Origin of the sequence: Sphingomonas sp. DBB INV C78 (genome assembly GCF_042693015.1) — a bacterium.
Taxonomy (GTDB): Bacteria; Pseudomonadota; Alphaproteobacteria; order Sphingomonadales; family Sphingomonadaceae; genus Sphingomonas_E.
The window spans coordinates 795,710-814,830 of sequence record NZ_CP170544.1; the positions used below are offsets into that span (position 1 = coordinate 795,710).

Consider the following 19,121-nt stretch of genomic DNA (forward strand, 5'->3'; position numbering starts at 1 on the left):
GAGGCGGGCGCTCCAATCCTCCCCGAGCTTGTCTCGGGGAGGGGGACCATGCGTAGCATGGTGGAGGGGCAATTCCACCGTCGCGACTACCCCTCCACCACCCTTCCGGGTGGTCCCCCTCCCCAAGACAAGCTTGGGGAGGATCTTGATCCCCTTTCCCTCGATGGCCGACATTTGAGCGGCAGTTAGTTACCGGCGTCACCTACGCCATCCACACCACCGGACAATCCGCATGATCGAGCACCGCGCCTTCCGCCACCTCTTCATGGTGCGGCTTGCGCGGGGCGCCGCGACGGAGTTTGTAGCGGGCATCGTCGCCGCAATAGCGGACGGACATCGCCCGCCTGCGCATCGTCGCCGAATGGTTGCCGTCGGCCCCGTGTAAGGTCCGGGCATGATGGATGGTGATGTCGCCGGGCTCGGTGTCGAAGCATAATATCTCGGCGTCGCGGCGATCGGCATGGAGATCGGGGACGATCTCGCCCTCCGTATCGGGCATCGCGTCGGTCGACACGAAGAAATTGGGACGGAACAGCTTGCGCGACAGATGGCTGCCGCGGACGAACTGCAAGGCGCCGGTTTCGCGCTTCACCGGATCGAGCGGCACCCATGTCGTGCAGATCTGGCTGCCTTCGACATGGAAATAGGAAAGATCCTGATGGAAGGCGGTCTTCTCGATCGCCCCCGGCTCCTTCACCAATATGCTGTCTTCATAGAGATTGATGCGCGACGCCCGCAGCAATTGCCCGGCAATGGCGGGCAAAGGGGATTCGCAGGCGAAGCGGCGGCAGGCCTCGTCGACCTTCCAATGATCGGTGCCGCCGTAGAAATGCGCCTTCGGTTTCCGCTTGCCCGTCTCCGGCCGTTCCGCGCCAAAGGCTGAGAGGCTGAACGCGGCATCCGATGCCAGATAGCGCTCGACGCCTTCCGCCAGCACCTCCAGCCAGGCAGGTGGCATGATCGCGCGCAGGCAGACCACGCCGTCGCGCCAGAAGGTGGCGATTTCCTCGTCGGTCACGTCCCTCAGGGCTGCTCGATCGTCCATCTTCGGCCTCCTGCCGATGATATTGCCCGATCGCGTCCTCTGGCGCGCGCATCAACGCTTCGGCCAATCGGCAATTGCTTCTCTTTTCACAGCCGAAACGGCCTGCTTCTTTCTCCCCTCCCTGGAAGGGAGGGGCTGGGGGTGGGTTGCGAGCGTCAGCGAGCTTCTCCGCGTGCGACACCAAGCTTCGCCAGCGGGCATCGAGCCCGCCGGCTTCGCTACCCACCCCGACCCCTCCCTTCCAGGGAGGGGAGTGAGTATAAGTGGCGCGCAAACCGGGAGATCATCGTGCCGAGACTCGCCCTTGCCATGCTCGCCCTAGTCGCAGTGACATCCTCGCTTCCCGCGCGGGCCGACCCCGCGGCGGTCGCGGCGATCACTGCCTTCGCCGATGCCTTCGATCGCGCACAGCTCGCGCAGGACGGGGCCGCGCTCGATCGCATGATCGCCGACGATCTCGTGTTCATCGACGGATCGGGGCGGCGCCAGGGCAAGAAGGAGTTCATCGCGGGATGGACGACGCCCGGCGACCGTTATGAGCCGATCACCTTGGTCGATCGCCAGATCATCGCGCTCGGTGCGGACGGTGCGGTCGTCAGTGCGGAGACGACGCTGAGAGGCGTGTCCGGCGGCAAGGCCTTTTCCAGCCGCTTCCGTTTTGCCGATACCTTCCGCCGCGTCGATGGCCGCTGGCAGGCCGTTCATATCCAGGTGACACGCATCCCCTGAAGCGGGGTTACAGGATCGTCCGATAGGCCCAGAAGATCGACCGCGCATGGTCGATGAAATTGCGTTCGTCGGCGAGCGCGTCTTGCGCAACATCAGGTCGAGAAAGCTGCGCGACGAGCGCCGGCACATCGGGGAAATGCACCTCCACCACGCCGTCGAACGTGGAGGCAGGGAGGCCGGTTGCGGCCGCGACCTCGCCTGTCGCCTGCGGATCGGCGTGGAGCTGATGATAGGTATAAGGCGGGATCAGCCGTCGCCCGAAATCGGCATGACGATTGAGCCAATAGTCCTGAAACTCGGCCTGGCTCAGCCGTTCCAGCCGTCGCAACCCGAAGAACAGCCGGATCGCGTCCACGCCGGGCAGGATGGCGTGGCGCGTGGTGGCGAGCACCGTGCTGCGCACCGGATCGATCCGGTCGCCCACCTGCTCGACCACTATGCGCATCGCGGCGGCCGCCGCGTCACCCCGCAGCGTCAGGATCGCGTGGGGCAATGCCGGATCGGCGGTCGCAGCATGGGCGAGCGCGGGGAGCGCATCGGCGGGCATCAGCACGGCCAATTCCCGCTCCACGCCCGGCAGTCCGTCGCTCGCCGCGCGCAGGGCTTCGCCAAGCGCTTCGGGCGCGCCGTCGCCGGACGCAAGGAGCAGAAGGTCGCTCATCCGATCAGCAGCGCCGGTTCCTCGATCAGCCCCTTCAGCGTCCGCATGAATTCGGCGCCGACCGCGCCGTCGATCGCACGATGGTCGCAGGAAAGCGACAGTTCGACGATCGTGGCGAAGGCCAGCGCATTGCCGATCTCGATCGGTTGACGCGTGCCAGCACCGACCGCGAGGATCGCGCCCTGCGGCGGGTTGATGATCGCATCGAACTGGTCGAGCCCGAACATGCCGAGATTGGAGACCGAAAAGCTGCCGCCCTGATAGTCCTCCGGCTGCAGCTTGCCCGCGCGCGCCCGCTCCGCCAGCGCCTTGATCTCGCGCGATATGGCGGCGACGGAAAGCGTATCGGCGCCCTTCACGATCGGCGTGATCAGGCCCTTGTCGGTCGCGACCGCCACCGCGATGTCGGCACTGCCGAAGCGGTGGATCTCGTCGCCATGCACCTGGATATTGCAGTCCGGGTGCCGGGCCAGCGCCAGCGCGCAGGCGCGGACGATATAGTCGTTGACGCTCGGCGCCTCGCCAGTCGCGGCCTTGGCCTGGGCGCGCAGGCCCAGCAGCGCATCGATCCGCACGCGGCTGCGCAGGTAGAAATGCGGGATCGTCGACTTGGAATGGCTGAGCGCCTTGGCGATCGCCTTGCGCATCGGCGACATCTTGACGATCTCACTGGTGCCCGCTGCCGGCCGCGCAAAGCTGGACGGAGGAGCCGCAGCGGCCGCTGGTGCTGCAACAGGCTCTGGCGCCTTCACCTGCGAAAGCACGTCCGCCTTGCAGATGCGGCCGCGCGGGCCGGTGCCCGATAGGCCCTTCAGTTCGATTTTATGCTGCACCGCCAGCCGTCGGGCGAGCGGGCTGGCATAGATGCTGTCGAGCTGGTTGGCGGTGGCCGTGATGTCCACCGGCTCGCCGCCGACCTCGACCGGCGGCAGGCCGGCCTGGGCAACGTCCTGATAGGTGATCCGGCCCTCGCGGCCCGATCCCTTGATGCCGCTGATGTCGATGCCGCGCTCTTCCGCCAGCGTGCGGGCCATCGGGCTGATATTGGCATCGGCCGGGATGGTGATCGCCTTGGCGGCCGGAGCAGGGGCCGCAGGGGCTTCCTCTGTTTTGGGCTTGGCGGGTGCCTTGGCACTACCGCCAGCACGGGCCGCAGTTGCCGTGCCTGCCGGCTTGAAGTCCGCCACGAAAGCGTCAACCTCGGCCGCGCCGGGCGCGTCGCCCGGATCGGCGACGACTGCGATCAGTTCGCCGACCGGATAGGTCTCGCCCGTCACCGCCACCAGCCGCGGGAACACGCCGTCATATTCGGCCTGCACCTCGTTGGTGATCTTGTCGGTCTCGATCAGCGCGAGGAGGTCGCCCTTGGCGAAGGGCTTGCCTTCCTCGACCATCCATTCGGCGACGACCCCTTCGGTCATCTCGATGCCCCATTTGGGCATGGTGAAAGCGCGGAGCTTGGCCATCTTTTCTATCCCCGCCGGTAGGACATGAGCCGAAGCGCAGCGGCCTCGATCTTGTCGCTGGAGGGGAGGTAGGCGGATTCAAGCTCGCGGGCGAAGGGGATCGGGCTGTGCGGCGCGGTGACCAGCTCGATCGGCGCACGCAACGAAGCGAAGGCCTTGCTGGCGACGAGCGCAGCGAGATCGGTGGCGAGGCCGCAGCGGGGCGGGCTTTCGTCGACGATCATCAGCCGGCCGGTCCGTTCCACGCTGTCGAGGATCGCCTCCTCGTCCAGCGGGCTGGTGGTGCGCAGGTCGATGAGGTCGCAGCCGATGCCTTCCTCGGCGAGATTTTTGGCCGCGCGCTCAGCGAAGCCGACCATCAGGCCGGTGGCGAGGACGGTGACGTCGTCGCCCTGCGTCACCTGCCGGGCATGCCCGAAGGGCAGGATATATTCGCCGTCGGGCACATCGCCGCGGGTGGCGTAGAGCGCCTTGTGCTCGAGGAAGATCACCGGATCATCGTCACGGATCGCGGCGGTCAGCAGCCCCTTGGCGTCGGCGGGAGTGGAGGGCATCACCACCTTCAGCCCGGGCATCGCCGTCACCATCGCGTGGATCGACTGGCTGTGCTGCGCAGCGGCGTTGAAGCCCGCGCCATAGACCATGCGGATCGTTACCGGGCAGCGCGATTTGCCGCCGAACATGTAACGGAACTTCGCGACCTGGTTCCAGATCTGGTCCAGGCAGACGCCGATGAAGTCGGCGAACATAATCTCGGCGATGGCGCGCTTGCCGCTCAGCGACGCACCTGCGGCGGCGCCGATGATGGCGCTTTCCGAAATGGGCGTGTCGATCACCCGGTCCGGGCCATATTTGCCCCACAGGCCGGTTGAGGTGCTCCAGATACCGCCGATCGCTTCCGGCCCGCCGGCCGATCCGTTGCCGCCGACAATATCCTCGCCGAGCATGATGACATCGGGGTCGCGCGCCATTTCCGCGTCGATCGTCTCGACGATGACTTCGCGGATCATCTTGGTTGCCATGGTCGTCGGTCCCCCGCTCAATAGCTGATGTAAACGTCTTCGACGACGTGCTCTGGCCCGGGCCGTTCGCCAGCCTTGGCCTCCTCGACGGCGCGGTCGATCAGCGCCATCACCTCTTCATCGACCTGGTCGATGTCGGCATGTTCCAGCAGGCCCGCTTCCGTCACCTTCTTGCGGAACACCTTCAGGCTGTCGCGTTCCTCGCGGATGCGATCGAGCTCGCCGGGCCCGCGATAACGCTGCGGATCGCCTTCGAAATGGCCGTAGAAGCGCTCGGTATCGAGTTCGATCGCGGCGGGGCCGTTGCCGGCTTTGCAATATTCGATCAGCTCGCGCATCGCGTCATGGACGGTGAAGAAATCGATGCCGTCGGCCATTTCCGCGCGCATCCCGAAGGCGCGGGCGCGCACCGCCATATTCTCCGCGCCGACCGCATAAGCGACGCCGGTATGCTCGGAATAATGGTTGTTCTCGAACACGAAGATCACCGGCAGCTTGAGCACCACCGCCAGGTTCATCGCCTCGAAGGTCGTCCCCTGGTTGCACGCGCCGTCGCCCGAAAAGGCGATCGAGACGGTGCCGTTGCTCTTGGCGGTGATGCCGGCGCCCACCGCGAGCGGCGCGCCCGCGCCGACGATGCCGTTCGCGCCGAGCATGCCGACCTCAACATCGGCAATGTGCATCGATCCGCCCCGGCCTTTGCACAGGCCTTCGCGGCTGCCGTAGATCTCCTTCATCATGCCGATCACGTCGCAGCCCTTGGCGATGCAATGGCCATGGCCGCGATGGGTGGAGATGATGAAGTCCTTCGGCCCGAGATTCTCGCACACCCCGACGGCGCAGGCTTCTTGGCCCGCATAAAGGTGGGTGAAGCCGGCGATCTCGCCGGTCTGGATCTCGTCGTGCAGCCGATCCTCGAACGCGCGGATCGTCTTCATCTGGCGATAGGCCTGAAGCAGGGCTTCCCGGCTGAGTTGCATGTCGCTTTCCTCTCCAGCGTGTTCTTTGGCGTCAGGCTACAGGCCCAGCACGGTCTTGGCGATGATGCCACGCTGAACCTCATTGGTTCCTCCGAAGATGGACCAGGCGCGGCTGTTGAGATAGCGCGGCGCGGCAAGCTGAGCCGCCTTGCCGTAGAGCGGTTCCGGGCTTTCATTGCCGTATAGCGGCCGCTGGCCCTCCAGCATCAGGCCGGCATAACCGAACAGTCGCACCGCCAATCCGTCGACGGCCTGGCGCAGATCGGATGCAACCAATTTGGTTAGCGATGTCTGCGGTCCGGGCGGCAGGCCCTTGGCGATCTCGGCAAGGATGCGCAGTTCGGTCATCTCTAGCGCCTGCGCCTCCAGTTCGGTGCGGGCGAGGTCCGCCATGAAGGCGCCGTCCTGCGCCATCGTGCCGCCCATGCCGTCGGGTTCGCGCGCCGCTTCCTTGCGCAGCTTGGCGAGGTCAGAGAGCAGCTTCGGCGCATGGCAGGCGCCGCCGCGCTCATTTTCCAGCAGGAACTTGGCGATGGTCCAGCCGCTGCCTTCCTCGCCGACGAGATTTTCGATCGGCGCGATCGCATCGTCGATGAAAACCTCGTTGACCTCATGGTCGCCGGCAAGACCGCGGATCGGCCGCACCTCGATGCCCGGCTGGCGCATGTCGATCAGGATGAAGCTGATGCCGCGCTGCGGCTTTGCTGCCGGATCGGTGCGCGCGAGGCAGAACATGTGCGTCGCATGGTGGGCGTGCGTCGTCCACAGCTTGCGGCCGTTGATGACATAATGGTCGCCGCGGTTCTCGGCGCGGGTCTTCAGGCTGGCAAGATCCGATCCAGATCCCGGCTCGGAGAAGCCCTGGCACCAATAATCGTCGCAATTGAGGATGCGCGGCAGAATTTCGCGCTTCTGCTTTTCGGTGCCGAAGCGGCAGATGACCGGACCGAGCAGCTTCAGGCCCAGCACCGGCAGGCCGGGTGCATCAGCGAGCGCGCATTCCTTCTCGAAGATGTAGCGCTGCACAGGCGTCCAGCCAGTGCCGCCGCACTCCTTGGGCCAGTTATAAGCCAGCCAGCCTTTGTGGTTGAGGATGCGCTGCCATTCGCCGCCGATATCGGGCTCGACGAATACAGATGGCGTTGCGCGCATACCCGCGCGCAGATGTTCGGGCAGATGCTCGTCGAGGAACGCGCGGACTTCCTGGCGGAAGGCTTCGTCTTCGGGGGAGAAAGCGAGTTCCACGGCCGTCAGCGCTCCAGGATGGTCACGCCGGACACGCCGGGCGCGCCATAGACATGGGTATAAGCGGTTTTGGGATCGTTCTGCGCCTGCCGCCCGCCGCCGGCGCCGCGAAGCTGGACGACATTCTCATAGACCTGGCGCAGGCCGGATGCGCCGATCGGCTCGCCGCAGGCCAGGCAACCGCCATCGGTGTTGATCGGCAGCTTGCCGTTCACCCGGCTCCAGCCTTCGGCCAGCCATTCCTCCTGCTCGCCATCCTTGCAGAAGCCGTTTTCGGCCATGTGCATGATTTCGGCGCCGGACTCCGTGTCTTGGATCTGCGCGACATCAATGTCTTGCGGCCCGATGCCGGCGGTTTCGAACGCCGCGCGCGAGGCGATCACGGTCGGCGATACGCCGCGTTCGATGTCGAGGCTCGGCGAGAAGACCTCGAACGAACCGGGCGGCCGGCTGCGCACGCAAGCGGCCTTGATGCGGATCTGATCGCGGCCCAATTCGCGCGCCTTCTTCTCGCTGGCGAGGATCAGGGCGACGCCGCCTTCTGCAGGCGAGCAGAACATGAACTTGGTCAGCGGATCGCTCACCATCTGGCTGCCCAGGATCGTCTCGATCTCCACCGGATCGCGCCGCCAGGCATGCTCCGCCGAAGCGCCGTTGATGAAGGCCTTTTCGGCGACACGGCCCAGCGACGTGCGGCTGATTCCATGCGCTTCCATGTAACGGTTGATCTTCATCGCGAAGAATTGCGTCGTCAGCATCAGCCCGGTTTCGCCATACCATTCGGGCAGGCTGTATTCGGACGGCAGCGCATTGAAGGCGCCGCGCGGATGCTTGTCGAAACCGATCGCGACGCCCAGATCGAACTGGCCCGAAGCGATGCCGCTGAACGCGCCGAACAGTGCGGACCCCCCGGTCGCGCAGCCATTCTTGACGTTGATGAACTGCAGGCCGGTCAGCCCCAATTCGTTGACGATCGTGTCGGCGTTGCCGGAAGCATCGGAGCCTCCATAGCCGAACTGCACGTCGCTCCAGTCGAGCCCGACGTCGGACAGCGCCTGACGGACGGCAAAAGCACCTTGCTGCAGGCCGCTCCGACCGTCCGTGCGTCCAAAGGGGTGGATGCCCGCGCCGACGATGAACACGTCGCCCATCATGCACCTCCCACAGGCTGGAAGGCGTAGGTGATCAGCGCCTTGCCCGCCGCATCGCTGGCGAAGGGGATCAGCACCGTTTCCACCGGCAGCCCGATCTTGAGTTCATCGAAAGCGATATTGGCGAGCCGCGCCTCGACGATCACGGCACCGGGCAACTCGACATAGCCGACCGCGAAGGGCTTAAACTCCTCAGGCCCGATATAGGGCGGGGATTTGGGCCGGAAGCGCTGCACCGTCCACGACCAGATCTTGCCCTGCCGCGGCAGCTTCACCGGTTCGAACCGCTCGATATCGTCGGGGCAGGGGAAAGTGATCTTCCTCGTCGCCCGGTCGCGCCCGCCGATCAGGCAGGGGGCGTCCTCTTCGGTGAACAGGCCGTCGGCGATGGCGAGATGATCGGAAATGGGATTGCTCCACGAGGATGAACTTGATGTCATCGACTATGGGAAAAGGCCCCGGCTTATTCTTCTGTAAGAAAGCATAGGTTGCCGGTCGAAACCCTGTGATGCGCAGCGCCCAACGCAAGTCACCCCGCAAATTGCGGGGTGACGGTAGCTTTGATTTTCGACCCGAAGAGCGCCGTCAGGCGTGGTGGATAAGCCCCATGTCGGATTCCGTCGGCATCACCGCAACGCTGCCCAGGAAGCCGAGCTGCGTCGCCTTGAACACCGTCTGGCTGCGGTTCACCGCCTCCAGCTTGGTCGCGGCGTTATGGATGTGGAAGCGCACCGTGGCGCAGCTCCGCCGGATGATCATCGCGATCTCCACGTCCGTCTTGCCGACGGCGGCCCAGCGCAGGCATTCCACCTCGCGCTTGGACAGGCGGCAATCCTTGGGGATCCACGGCCGGCGGCTCATCACCCGCGAATAGCCGGTGATGAAACGGCGCGAATGATATTCGAGCTGATCGACATAGGTTTCGAACTCGCGCGACAGATCGGTGCGCGTGTCGTCGATCGGCGAGAAGCTGACTGCGCCGATCTGGCCGAAAGGCAGGTGAATCGGCACGGTGATCACCGCGCGCGCATTCACCATGTCGGCGAAATGGCTGAGGTCGATCGATTCCAGCAGCGGGTTGGGCCCGCGGGTGTGGATGCCGTCGGCATTGGCCCAGAAGGGATCGGCCTCATAGCGGCAGGCGATCGGCAGCGGTGAAGTCAGCGCCAGAAGCGGCTTCTTCCACCATTGCTCCTTCGATTCCGGCCAGCCGAAGATATCGAAGGCGAGCACATTGCCGTCAGCATCATGCATCGGCATCTTAGATGCGATATTGTCGCAGGCGGCCACCCGGAAGTTGCCGAAATCGCGGGCGATGTCGCGCAGCGCCTCGGCCGCCAGGCGGATATCCGCCGCATTCTGAATTTCGGTAGTGCCAATGCTGTTGCGCGGCACGAAGTCGGTCTGCTGTTCCATCGCGTGACCCCGATCTTCGCAGGCGATCATTGCGTCGCCTGTCCTCTCCAAACCTGACGATACTCGCAGGGCCGGGGGGCGACAATAGACCGGAACCTACGACTAATCACAGGTTTCGTGTCGAGCCTCCGGGGCAAACTATCGGAAAGGGCAGGCACCCGCCCCGTCGCGACGGGCTTATCTCCGGATCAGAAACTCGGGGGCCGTGCCTGTCTGGCCAGCCCAGCCTGGGGGAAGGACGCTTGAACTTTGACCTGAGCGAAGAGCAGAGGCTGCTCCGCGACCTGATAGATAGATATGCCGGCGATCGCTACGACGCGGTCAAGCGATTGCGTTATGTGGAGGAAGCGCGGGGATTTTCGGCCGAAGGCTGGCAGCTCATGGCCGAAACCGGCCTGCTCGCTTTTCCCTTTGCAGAGGAACTTGGCGGCCTCGGTGGCGGCAGCGATACGCTGATCACCGTGATGGAGGCTGTGGGCCGCAGCGCCATGACCGAACCGGTGCTGCCGGTGATCGTGCTGGCCGGCGGAGTGCTCGCGCGCGCCGGATCGGACGAGCAGAAGGCGGAATGGCTGCCGCGGCTGATCGATGGCAGCGGCTTCGTGGCGCTCGCCCATGCCGAACATAATGCCCGCTTCAACGAACTGTCGGTCGCGACGCGGGTGGCCGCGAACGGCGGCAAGGCGCGGATCGACGGCGGCAAGCAGATGGTGCTCGGCGGTCCGTTCGCGGATGCCTTCATCGTCTCGGCACGGTCGGAAAAGGGTGTCGTCGGCCTCTATCTGGTCGCCGCCGATGCCGACGGGCTGGAACGGCGGGATTATCGGATGGCCGACGGCTCCGCCGCGAGCGACCTCGTCTTCCGCCAGGTCGCGGCCGAGCCGTTGCCTGGCGATCTCCGCACGCTCGAACGCGCGCTCGACGATACCCGGCTGGCGATCAGCGCGGAACTGGTCGGGCTGATGAACATGATGTTCGATGCGACGCTCGATTATGTGAAGACGCGCAACCAGTTCGGCCAGGCGATCGGCCAGTTTCAGGCGATCCAGCATCGCATGGCCGACAATTATTCGCGGTTGGAGCTCAGCCGCTCGCACCTCTATCGCGCCGCGGCGATCGCGCCGTCCGATCCCGGACATGCGGAGGCCGTGGCCGGCGCCAAGGCCTTCATCGCCGCTCGCGCCATCGAACTGGGCGAGGATGCGATCCAGCTCCACGGCGGTATCGGCACGACTGAGGAACTGATGGTGGGGCAGGCGTTCAAGCGCGTGCTGCTGCTGGCTTCGCTGCTCGGCGACAGCGATTGGGAATTGCGCCGTTATGTCCAACTTTCGGCAAGCCGGCACTGATGCTGAAGTTCGTCACCCTGCTCAAACGCCGTCCGGGCATGAGCAGGGCCGAATTCATCGATTATTATGAACGCAACCACCGGCGCATCGGCGAGAAATATCTGAAGGGAAGGGCGCTGCGCTATATGCGGCGCTACGTCCAGCCCATGCCCAATCCGATCACCGGCGAGGCGGACGAGCCCGATCATGACGTGATCATGGAGATATGGTTCGCCGATCGCGCGACCTTCGACGCGACCATGGCCTATCTCGCCACGCCCACGATCGCCGCGGAGATCGCCGAGGATGAAGAGCGCGTGTTCGATCGCATGATGCACCGCCATTTCTTCGTCGAAGAGCATGAATCCATGCTGTGAGCGGAACGCGGTCCGTCCGTTTTTCCGCGCACCGCATGTTTATGCAGCTCCGCATCATCGTTTCGGGAGCGGGCCAAAATATCCGGATTCCGTAAAGGAAATCGGCATCTTCACAAGAAAATCGCAGACAGTTTTGTTTGTTTTCAAGTAAAAGTGATATTCGCTCACTTCGGGAGCTGACTGATATCCCAAGCTTATTGACTGCTGCTGCCTTGGCGGCCGGCAGATGTCATTATTTTCATTGGTGTCAGTTAATATTTTTCGCTTCGCAACGATTCGACATTTGATTGCGAGGCCATTCCTGTGGATAATGCTTTACCACCAGCGCCGCGAGCCTGGTGACCCCCGGTGCTTCCGGTCGCCAATCCCCCCCTCGGCGGCCGGAAGCCTACCGACCCGATCAAGCCTGGATGAGATTGCTGCGGATCGCGTAGCGGACGATGTCCGACGTCGAGGATATGCCCAGCTTGCGCATGCAGATGGCGCGATGGGTTTCCACCGTCTTGCTGCTGATGCTCAACAGGCTGGCGATTTCCTTGTTCTGACGCCCCTCGGCGATCATCTGGACGATCTGCCGCTCGCGGCTGCTCAGTTCCAGGCGGTTGCGTTCCTGCGCCCCGCTCTGCGCGCTCATCCAGCAATCGAGCATGGTCTGCGATACGCTGGGCGAGAGATAGGGCCGGTGCGCGGCCAGCGCCTCGACGGCGTCGACCAGATGGCCTTCAGGCTCCGATTTTAGCAGATAGCCGCGCGCACCCGCCCGCAAGGCCTGGAACATCAGATAATTGCGCTCGTCCAGCGTGTAGAAGAGTATCTCGATATCGGGCAGATGCTCCCTCAACCGGTGGGTGAGCTCCAGGCCATTGATGCCAGGCAGCGCATAATCGGTGATGACGATGTCGGCGCTATAGGCCAGCGCGAACTCGAACGCAGCTTCGCCGTCCGATGTGTCCGCGATTATCTGCCAATCCCCCCGCCCGCCGATCAGCGTGCGCACACCCTTACGCAGGATTTCCTGCCGGTCCGCGATCAGGATGCGCCGCGGGGTTGAAGGCACCCGGATATTCATCGCCAGCTCATCGACAGCCTGTTTCACCTCTTTCGTCATGACGTTGCCGCCATCGGAAGATGCTGGGCCTCGGCCGGCCTTGCCGCCATCAGGAAAAGCCCTGATCGCGAGTGTATTTGCTGCGAAATTTGATCCAGATTAGTATGGAGGGGCGGTCGGGATTAGTCCTATTCGGCCAGCCGCACCATCGTCTTGCCGACATTGCCGCCGCTGAACAGCTTGCCATAAGCCGTGAGCGTGTTTTCCAGGCCGTCGGTCACGTCGAACTCCATCCCCACGCGGCCCGCATCCAGCCAGGGCCGCGTCAACCGGTTGATCTCTTCGCCCCGGAAATAGAAATCGGGCGAGAAGAAGCCGGCGATCGTCAGCCGCTTCATCAGCACGAGATCGAAGGTCTTGGGGCCGGATCGTTCCGCCTGGTCATAGGTTGAGATCAGCCCGCACACCGCCACGCGGCCGTTCATCGCCATGTTGGGCAGCACATCGTCGAGCATCGGCCCGCCGACGCAATCGAAATAGCAGTCGACGCCAGCGGGCGCGATGGCGGCCAGCCGTGCCGCCACATCCTCCGCCTTATAGTCGATCGCCGCCGCGAGCCCGTAGCGCCCCGTCAGCATCGCGCATTTCTCCGCCCCGCCGGCGATGCCGATCACGCGACAACCCATCTCCCGCGCAAACTGCGCCGCGAGCAGGCCGGTCGCGCCTGCGGCGGCCGACACCAGCACTGTCTCGCCCGGCCGCACCCGGCCATATTCGTTGAGGCCGACATAGGCCGTCCAGCCGTTCGGCCCGAGCACCGCGAAATGCTGGCGCATGTCGGCGATCGTCTCGAGTTTCCAGATGTCGCCGAGATCGGGGATCAGCACCGAATGGTCCGCCCATTGGCCATAAGCGCGCACGAGATCGCCCGGCGCATAATCCGGGTGGCGCGACGCGACGACGCGGCCGAGCACGAAGCCGATCACCTTGCTGCCGAGCGGGGTGGGGGCCATGTAGCTGTCCTCTCGCGCGGTCATCCACATCCGCGTGCCGGCGTCGAGCGAGAGCCACAGGTTGCGGATGAGGATCTGGCGGTCGCCGGGCTCGGGCATCGCCTCCTCGACCAGCTTGATCGCCGATGCGAAGTCGGTGCCTTCGGGGTGCGCGGCAAGCTGCCAGTAACGGTTCGTCTCGGCCATTCGGGTCCTCCTCCGGGCCGGGACCATGGCGTCTGCCGCCGGTCTGTGGCAGCTATGACAAGCATCAATTGTGGCCCGGCGCGCAAGGCTTCAGCGTCGGAGACGACAAGAATGGCGGAGAGGCGGGCGGTTCCGGGGATGAGCGAGACTTTTCATCGCGTGGTCAAGGTGGATGAGGTCGAGGAAAAGGCGATGCTGCCTTTCGTCGTCAACCGCTGGCCGCTGTTCGTCTGCCGGGAAGAAGGCAAGCTCCATGTCATGATCAACCGCTGCACGCACGCCGCCTCCGCGCTCGCGCCGGAAGGCCGGGTGCGGCGGGGATCGGTGATGTGCCCGCTCCACGGCGCACGCTTCAAGCTCGATACCGGCGAATGCCTGGGCGGGGCGGGTTACAAGCCGCTGATGCTCTTCCCCTTCCGCGAAGATGCCGAAGGCTGGATCGAAGTCGCCGTCCCCGATGCCGCGCCCGGCGCCGAGCATCTGCCGGTGAAACCGCTCAACTGACGGCTTTTGCGGAACCGAAGAGTTGATCCCCGGTTGTCGGACGCATGTCCGTCGACAGCCGGAGAGATAAATGACCGCGACCCCCTTGAAGCCCGCGGAGGAACTGGCCGCGCTACGCGAATCCGTCTTTCCGGGTGAAAGCGCGGAATATGCCGCCGCCCGCCGGGCGCTGATGGCCGAGGAGATAGAGGTCCGTCGCCACCTGACGCGTCTTGCCGAACAGCGCCAGGCGCTGCCGCCGGGGCCGGTGATCGACAAGGATTATCGCTTCCGTGACGAGAAGGGCGAGGATGTCGGCCTCGCCGATCTGTTCGGCGATCATGATACGCTCATCACCTATTTCTGGATGTTCGGCCCGCAACGTGAACGGCCATGCCCGATGTGCACCAACTGGCTTGGCGGCGTCGATGGCAATGCCAAAGACATCAAGCAGCGCGCGGCGTTGAAAATCCTCGGGCGCAGCCCGGTGGACAGGCAGAAAGCGTTTGCCGCCGAACGCGGCTGGCGCGATCTCGATTTCGTCCAGACCATCGGCGACGATTATGCCCATGATCTCGGGCTGCTGAACGACCAGGGTTTTGAAGACCCCGCCTTTACCGTCTATCGCCGGGACGGCGACACGATCCGCTTGTTTTATGCAGGCGAGATGCCGGCCGCGGCCGCCGATCCGGGGCAGGATCCGCGCGGACCGATCGACATCGCCCCGCTGTGGAATATCCTCGATTTCACGCCGGAAGGTCGCGGAACGGACTGGTATCCCAAGTTGAGCTATTGAGGGTTTGGCGGTCGCAGCCGCGTTCGCCCTTCACCTCTCCAAACTGCCAGTCATCCGCGCGGACGAACGGCTGTTAGCGTCCCTCCCGAATTTGGAGAGGACCGCCATGATCAACCGCCGCATCGTGCTCGCATCGCGCCCCGATGGCGTGCCCGACCCCGAGAATTTCCGCATCGAGGAAAATCCGGTCGCGGAGCTGGAGGACGGGCAGGTGCTGCTCGAAAACCGGGTCTTCGCGATCGACCCGGCGGTGCGCGGCATGCTCGACGATGTCGAAAGCTATATGCCGCCGGTGGCGATCGGTGGGCTGATCCCGACGATGGTGCTCGGCCGCGTGGTGAAATCGCGCAATCCCGATTTCCGCGAGGGCGATTATGGCCGCGGCTTCATCGGCTGGGAGGAATATTCGGTCCTCAACCCCGGCAGCGTCGGGTTCGAGAATGTGCGGGTCGAGGATGATCTGCCGCTCACCGCCTATATGGGCGCGGTCGGCTGGTCGGGCATCACCGCTTATGTCGGCCTCAAGCGCTATGGCGAGATGCGGTCGGGCGATGAGGTGCTTATCAGCGCCGCGGCCGGCGCGGTCGGCAGCGTTGCGGGGCAGGTCGCCAGGCTTTCGGGCTGCCGCGTGGTCGGCACCGTCAGCTCGGACGAGAAAGCGAGGATCGTCACCGATACGCTCGGCTTCCACGGTGCCATCAACTATCGCGACTGCGCCGATTTCGATGCCGAGATCCGCAAGCATTTCCCCGATGGCATCGACCTCTACTTCGACAATGTCGGCGGCGTGACGCTCGATACCGTGCTGCCGCGGATGAAGGCGTTCGGGCGCATACCGGTGTGCGGGATGATCGCCAATTATAACCACCAGACCGATCCCTATCGGCTGCGCAACATCTGGCAGGTGCTTGTCCACCGCATCACCATGCGCGGCTTCCTCGCCTTCGAGGCAGCGGATATGGTGCATGAGGCGGAGGATGCGCTGGCCGGCTGGGTGCGCTCGGGCGAGTTGATCGCGACCGAAAATGTCTCGACCGGACTCGAAAGCACGCCCCAGGCCTTCATCCGCCTGATGTCGGGCGAGACGACCGGCAAGACGCTGGTGCGGCTGGACGATAGCGTTTCGACGCTCGCCGGCTGGAAGGGCGCCTGACGATGGCCGATGCCGCGATCACCGCTTTGCTGGCGAAGGCCCGGCTCGGCGAGCTTGTCGCCGACTATGCCAATCTGATCGACTGGCTGGACTGGGGCCGGCTGGACGCCCTGTTCTGGCCCGACGCGCAGTTCGATTTCGGTATGTTCAAGGGTGATCTGGCTGCCTTCCGCGGCTTCGTCGCCGAACTGGAGGAGGGCTATGCCCGCCGTCTCCATATGTTCGCGATGCCGACCATCATGCTCGCCGGAGACCGCGCCCGCATCGACGCCGGCTCGGTGACGGTCTGCCGCACCGACGCACCCGCGCCGGGCATCGACGACATCTTCTGGGGCCGCTACCTCTTCGGGGCCGAACAGCGCAACGGAGAATGGCGCCTGACCGGCCTCACTTATGTCCTCAACCTCTACGACCGGATCGAACGGACTGCGGATGATCGGGGCGGCCCGATGAACTTCGGGGACGGGCTATCGCCGGAGCATGCGCTGGCCTGGCGGGGGTGACGGCGAAGGGGCGCCCCCTTCTTTTGGCAGCGAAAGCTGGGATGACGACAATATCCAGATGCCCCTCGGGCCAAACCGGAATGCCTCAGCCCACCTCCACAAACGGCATCATCGGCGCCGTCTCGTAGGTCCGCATTTCGCCGATCTCGATCGTCGCCGGCGTGCTGTCGTCGCGGGCGTCGTGGGTGCGTTTCCAGACGCCGAACAGGCCCATGATGTGCGGCGGATCGCCGTGGATCTCGGTGAAGCCGCCATTCAGTTCGCGCGTATCGAAATAGGCCGCATTGACGCCATCGGCGAACAATTCCGTGGCGAGTTGATAGCCTAGATCGAGCCAACGCTGCCGTTCCGCGGCGAAATCGGAGACGAGATAGGCGATATGGTGGAAGCCCGTTTCGCCCGCGGCATACATGTCCCGGTAGATCGACGGCTTGTCGTCATGCTGCTCGATGAACTGGATCATCGTCTCGCCCAGATAGCCGAAGGCGTAGGAGACATCGGCCTCGACCGGCGTGCCGCGGTAGGAGAATTCCTCCGTCTCATGGTGACGCACCATGAAGAAGGGGCCTGCTCCGTAAGCATCGGCCCATGATTGCGCGGCCTCGTCGATGCTGGCGACGAAATAGGCTTCCTGAAACATCCGGCGGGTTTCCGTCATCTTGTTCGTCCTTTCAGCCGAAGGGATCATCGGCGATGCGCACGAGCTTTCGCCCCATATTGCCGCCCGCGAACTGGCCCAGCGCCGCTTGCGGCACGGCGTCGAAGCCCTCCGCTATGTCCAGCGCCTCGCGGATCGACCCGTCGACCAGCCAGCCGCGCAGCCGTTCGCGCGCCTCGGCCCAGCGGGCGATGTGATCGAAGTAGAAGAAGCCCGCCATGCTCGCGCCGCGCATCGCCAGCATCAGATGGTTGGTGATCGCGGTCGGTCCGCCATAATGCGCGGTCGCCCCGCAGATCACGATCCGCGCACCATGGGCGAGGTTGAGCAGGGCTGCATCGAGCATCGGCCCGCCGACATTGTCGAAATAGAGGTTGACGCCCCGCGGCGCATGATCGCCGATCTGCGCGGCGAGATCGCCCCCGCTCGCGTCGATCACCGCGTCGAAGCCGAGGCCCTTCACCAGCGCGCATTTCGCCTCGCCACGGGCAATGCCGATGACACGCGTGCCCGCCAGCCGCGCAATCTGCCCAGCGATCGAACCGATCGCCCCCGATGCGCCGGAAACCAGCACCGTATCGCCGGGCTTGGGCTTGCCGAGTTCGGTCAGCCCGAACCAGGCGCAGAAGCCGGTCATGCCGAGCACGCCAAGCCCGCTTGCCAGCGCCACATCGGCCGGCACGCGTTGCAGCGGCGCGCCCATATGGTCGGTGCCGCCAGAGACGTTGTAATCCTGCCAGTCGAGGAAGCCGGTGACGCCGTCGCCCACCTTCCAGTCGGGATGGTTGGACGCGACCACGCGCCCCGCAAGGCCGCCCTTCATCGCATCGCCCACTGCGATCGGATCGAACTTGCCGGGCATGCCCCGCACCCAGGCATGGTTCATCGGATCGGGCGAGAAATAGACCGACCGGATCAGCAGTTCGCCGGGGCCGGGTTCGGGCGGCTCGGCTTCGCCCTTCGCGAACATGTCCGCCGTCAGCGCGAGGCCCGCGGCGTTGGCGGCGCCTTCATCGGCAGGCCGGGCGACCTGCCAGCGGCGGTTGACGGGCGCGTTCACGGTAATGTGTGCATCCCGCCTTCGAGCATAAAGGTGCTGCCGGTCATATAATCCGATCCCGGTCCTGCCAGGAAAACCGCCAGCGGCCCGGCGTCGCGATCGGGATCGCCCAGTCGCCGCATCGGGATCTTCTCCTTCAGCGCCTCGACGAAATCGGGCCGCGCCGCGCGCCACGCGTCGAAGGCGCGGGTGTCGAGCGCGGGGTTGATGATGTTGACGTTGATGCCGTGCTGGCCCCACTCGCGCGCCGCGGTGCGGCTCAATGCGCGGATCGCCTCCTTGGCGGCGTTGTAGCAGGTGTTGCCCTCGAACCCGATCTGGCCGGAGGAGGAGGCGAAGTTGATGATCTTGCCGTATTGCTGCGCCTTCATGTGCGGGAACACCGCCTTCATAAACCACAGGCTCGCGGTCGGGCCGGTGCGCAGCGTATATTCCCACTCCGCCTCGTCCGTATCCTCGCAGGCGACGAAGACGGTGGAGGGCTGGGGATTGGCCTCGGTGCCGAAGCCCTGCGCGTTGTTCACCAGGATATGGACGGTGCCATAGGTGTCGACGGCCTTCTGGACGCAGGCCATCACATCCTCGCGCTTGCCGACATCGCAGGCGACGCCGATCGCCTCGCCGCCCGCATCGCGGATTTCCTGCGCGACCTTCTCGACCGTCGCCGGCGTGCGCGATGCGACCACCACCTTCGCGCCTTCGCGGCCATAAGCGTGCGCGATCGCGCGGCCTATGCCGCGGCCGGCGCCGGTGACGATGGCGACCTTGTCCTTGAGCGTTCCCACGCCATCCTCCCTCTAT

Annotated in this window: 21 protein-coding genes; 7 read left to right on the plus strand and 14 right to left on the minus strand. The window is 64.8% G+C overall.

Annotation, left to right across the window (positions count from 1 at the left end):
- Nucleotides 1–202: 202 nt before the first annotated feature.
- Nucleotides 203–1,045, minus strand: a complete 843-nt coding sequence (locus tag ACFB49_RS03955; RefSeq protein ID WP_380876228.1) for a phytanoyl-CoA dioxygenase family protein — start codon at nt 1,043–1,045, stop codon at nt 203–205.
- Nucleotides 1,046–1,333: 288 nt separating this feature from the next.
- Here ACFB49_RS03955 and ACFB49_RS03960 point away from each other — a divergent pair, with 288 nt between their 5' ends.
- Nucleotides 1,334–1,774 (plus strand): nuclear transport factor 2 family protein, encoded by a 441-nt coding sequence (locus ACFB49_RS03960; RefSeq protein ID WP_380876231.1) that lies wholly within the window; start codon nt 1,334–1,336, stop codon nt 1,772–1,774.
- 7 nt (nt 1,775–1,781) lie between these two features.
- On the opposite strand, the gene ACFB49_RS03965 is transcribed toward ACFB49_RS03960, so the two are convergent.
- From ACFB49_RS03965 to ACFB49_RS04000, 8 genes are all read right to left on the minus strand, one after another.
- Nucleotides 1,782–2,435 (minus strand): EthD domain-containing protein, encoded by a 654-nt coding sequence (locus ACFB49_RS03965; RefSeq protein WP_380876233.1) that lies wholly within the window; start codon nt 2,433–2,435, stop codon nt 1,782–1,784.
- Nucleotides 2,432–3,901, minus strand: a complete 1,470-nt coding sequence (locus ACFB49_RS03970; RefSeq protein WP_380876236.1) for a 2-oxo acid dehydrogenase subunit E2 — start codon at nt 3,899–3,901, stop codon at nt 2,432–2,434. The genes ACFB49_RS03965 and ACFB49_RS03970 overlap by 4 nt, the downstream gene beginning before the upstream one ends.
- Before the next feature lie 5 nt (nt 3,902–3,906).
- Entirely contained in the window at nt 3,907–4,923 is a 1,017-nt protein-coding gene (locus ACFB49_RS03975) for an alpha-ketoacid dehydrogenase subunit beta (protein WP_380876239.1), read from the minus strand.
- Nucleotides 4,924–4,940: 17 nt separating this feature from the next.
- On the minus strand, nt 4,941–5,903 hold the full coding sequence (locus tag ACFB49_RS03980; RefSeq protein WP_380876242.1) for a thiamine pyrophosphate-dependent dehydrogenase E1 component subunit alpha: 963 nt from the start codon (nt 5,901–5,903) through the stop codon (nt 4,941–4,943).
- Nucleotides 5,904–5,939: 36 nt separating this feature from the next.
- Nucleotides 5,940–7,148 carry an acyl-CoA dehydrogenase family protein gene (locus ACFB49_RS03985; RefSeq protein WP_380876244.1) on the minus strand — a complete coding sequence of 403 codons (1,209 nt, stop codon included), beginning with the start codon at nt 7,146–7,148 and terminating at the stop codon, nt 5,940–5,942.
- A 5-nt stretch (nt 7,149–7,153) separates the two neighbouring features.
- Nucleotides 7,154–8,302, minus strand: coding sequence for a thiolase family protein (locus ACFB49_RS03990; protein WP_380876247.1), 1,149 nt, complete (start codon nt 8,300–8,302; stop codon nt 7,154–7,156).
- Nucleotides 8,299–8,739: a Zn-ribbon domain-containing OB-fold protein gene (locus ACFB49_RS03995; protein ID WP_380876249.1), complete on the minus strand. Its 441-nt coding sequence runs from the start codon at nt 8,737–8,739 to the stop codon at nt 8,299–8,301. The genes ACFB49_RS03990 and ACFB49_RS03995 overlap by 4 nt, the downstream gene beginning before the upstream one ends.
- 145 nt (nt 8,740–8,884) lie before the next feature.
- Nucleotides 8,885–9,745: a LuxR C-terminal-related transcriptional regulator gene (locus ACFB49_RS04000; RefSeq protein ID WP_380876252.1), complete on the minus strand. Its 861-nt coding sequence runs from the start codon at nt 9,743–9,745 to the stop codon at nt 8,885–8,887.
- A gap of 212 nt (nt 9,746–9,957) precedes the next feature.
- Here ACFB49_RS04000 and ACFB49_RS04005 point away from each other — a divergent pair, with 212 nt between their 5' ends.
- Nucleotides 9,958–11,064 (plus strand): acyl-CoA dehydrogenase family protein, encoded by a 1,107-nt coding sequence (locus ACFB49_RS04005; RefSeq protein ID WP_380876255.1) that lies wholly within the window; start codon nt 9,958–9,960, stop codon nt 11,062–11,064.
- Nucleotides 11,064–11,420: an EthD domain-containing protein gene (locus ACFB49_RS04010; protein ID WP_380876258.1), complete on the plus strand. Its 357-nt coding sequence runs from the start codon at nt 11,064–11,066 to the stop codon at nt 11,418–11,420. Before ACFB49_RS04005 ends, ACFB49_RS04010 begins: the two co-directional genes overlap by 1 nt.
- A gap of 400 nt (nt 11,421–11,820) precedes the next feature.
- On the opposite strand, the gene ACFB49_RS04015 is transcribed toward ACFB49_RS04010, so the two are convergent.
- Nucleotides 11,821–12,528, minus strand: a complete 708-nt coding sequence (locus tag ACFB49_RS04015) for a response regulator (RefSeq protein WP_380876261.1) — start codon at nt 12,526–12,528, stop codon at nt 11,821–11,823.
- A gap of 128 nt (nt 12,529–12,656) precedes the next feature.
- The gene (locus ACFB49_RS04020) at nt 12,657–13,667 is read right to left on the minus strand and encodes an NADP-dependent oxidoreductase (protein WP_380876263.1); all 1,011 of its coding nucleotides are present in this window, start codon (nt 13,665–13,667) and stop codon (nt 12,657–12,659) included.
- A 138-nt stretch (nt 13,668–13,805) separates the two neighbouring features.
- Between ACFB49_RS04020 and ACFB49_RS04025 the strand changes: the two genes are divergently transcribed.
- The 4 genes from ACFB49_RS04025 (at nt 13,806) to ACFB49_RS04040 (ending at nt 16,602) form a co-directional block, all read left to right on the plus strand.
- Nucleotides 13,806–14,171 (plus strand): Rieske (2Fe-2S) protein, encoded by a 366-nt coding sequence (locus ACFB49_RS04025; protein ID WP_380876266.1) that lies wholly within the window; start codon nt 13,806–13,808, stop codon nt 14,169–14,171.
- Nucleotides 14,172–14,241: 70 nt separating this feature from the next.
- Nucleotides 14,242–14,946, plus strand: coding sequence for a DUF899 family protein (locus ACFB49_RS04030; protein WP_380876269.1), 705 nt, complete (start codon nt 14,242–14,244; stop codon nt 14,944–14,946).
- A gap of 106 nt (nt 14,947–15,052) precedes the next feature.
- Nucleotides 15,053–16,099 carry an NADP-dependent oxidoreductase gene (locus ACFB49_RS04035; protein ID WP_380876273.1) on the plus strand — a complete coding sequence of 349 codons (1,047 nt, stop codon included), beginning with the start codon at nt 15,053–15,055 and terminating at the stop codon, nt 16,097–16,099.
- Between the two features lie 2 nt (nt 16,100–16,101).
- Nucleotides 16,102–16,602 carry a nuclear transport factor 2 family protein gene (locus ACFB49_RS04040; protein WP_380876275.1) on the plus strand — a complete coding sequence of 167 codons (501 nt, stop codon included), beginning with the start codon at nt 16,102–16,104 and terminating at the stop codon, nt 16,600–16,602.
- Nucleotides 16,603–16,687: 85 nt separating this feature from the next.
- On the opposite strand, the gene ACFB49_RS04045 is transcribed toward ACFB49_RS04040, so the two are convergent.
- Genes ACFB49_RS04045 through ACFB49_RS04055 form a run of 3 tightly spaced genes read right to left on the minus strand, consistent with a single transcriptional unit; the run spans nt 16,688 to nt 19,105 of the window.
- A complete protein-coding gene (locus tag ACFB49_RS04045) occupies nt 16,688–17,260 on the minus strand; it encodes a VOC family protein (protein WP_380876277.1) in 573 nt (190 codons plus the stop codon).
- 13 nt (nt 17,261–17,273) lie between these two features.
- A complete protein-coding gene (locus ACFB49_RS04050) occupies nt 17,274–18,320 on the minus strand; it encodes a zinc-binding dehydrogenase (protein WP_380876280.1) in 1,047 nt (348 codons plus the stop codon).
- Nucleotides 18,317–19,105, minus strand: a complete 789-nt coding sequence (locus tag ACFB49_RS04055; protein WP_380876283.1) for an SDR family NAD(P)-dependent oxidoreductase — start codon at nt 19,103–19,105, stop codon at nt 18,317–18,319. Before ACFB49_RS04055 ends, ACFB49_RS04050 begins: the two co-directional genes overlap by 4 nt.
- Nucleotides 19,106–19,121: the final 16 nt, after the last annotated feature.

Coding starts and splice junctions, on each gene's coding strand:
- ACFB49_RS03955 (WP_380876228.1), bottom strand. CDS start 1,045: ATGGACGATCGAGCAGCCCTGAGGGACGTGACCGACGAGGAAATCGCC.
- ACFB49_RS03965 (WP_380876233.1), bottom strand. CDS start 2,435: ATGAGCGACCTTCTGCTCCTTGCGTCCGGCGACGGCGCGCCCGAAGCG.
- ACFB49_RS03970 (WP_380876236.1), bottom strand. CDS start 3,901: ATGGCCAAGCTCCGCGCTTTCACCATGCCCAAATGGGGCATCGAGATG.
- ACFB49_RS03975 (WP_380876239.1), bottom strand. CDS start 4,923: ATGGCAACCAAGATGATCCGCGAAGTCATCGTCGAGACGATCGACGCG.
- ACFB49_RS03980 (WP_380876242.1), bottom strand. CDS start 5,903: ATGCAACTCAGCCGGGAAGCCCTGCTTCAGGCCTATCGCCAGATGAAG.
- ACFB49_RS03990 (WP_380876247.1), bottom strand. CDS start 8,302: ATGATGGGCGACGTGTTCATCGTCGGCGCGGGCATCCACCCCTTTGGA.
- ACFB49_RS03995 (WP_380876249.1), bottom strand. CDS start 8,739: ATGACATCAAGTTCATCCTCGTGGAGCAATCCCATTTCCGATCATCTC.
- ACFB49_RS04000 (WP_380876252.1), bottom strand. CDS start 9,745: ATGATCGCCTGCGAAGATCGGGGTCACGCGATGGAACAGCAGACCGAC.
- ACFB49_RS04010 (WP_380876258.1), top strand. CDS start 11,064: ATGCTGAAGTTCGTCACCCTGCTCAAACGCCGTCCGGGCATGAGCAGG.
- ACFB49_RS04015 (WP_380876261.1), bottom strand. CDS start 12,528: ATGACGAAAGAGGTGAAACAGGCTGTCGATGAGCTGGCGATGAATATC.
- ACFB49_RS04020 (WP_380876263.1), bottom strand. CDS start 13,667: ATGGCCGAGACGAACCGTTACTGGCAGCTTGCCGCGCACCCCGAAGGC.
- ACFB49_RS04025 (WP_380876266.1), top strand. CDS start 13,806: ATGAGCGAGACTTTTCATCGCGTGGTCAAGGTGGATGAGGTCGAGGAA.
- ACFB49_RS04030 (WP_380876269.1), top strand. CDS start 14,242: ATGACCGCGACCCCCTTGAAGCCCGCGGAGGAACTGGCCGCGCTACGC.
- ACFB49_RS04035 (WP_380876273.1), top strand. CDS start 15,053: ATGATCAACCGCCGCATCGTGCTCGCATCGCGCCCCGATGGCGTGCCC.
- ACFB49_RS04040 (WP_380876275.1), top strand. CDS start 16,102: ATGGCCGATGCCGCGATCACCGCTTTGCTGGCGAAGGCCCGGCTCGGC.
- ACFB49_RS04045 (WP_380876277.1), bottom strand. CDS start 17,260: ATGACGGAAACCCGCCGGATGTTTCAGGAAGCCTATTTCGTCGCCAGC.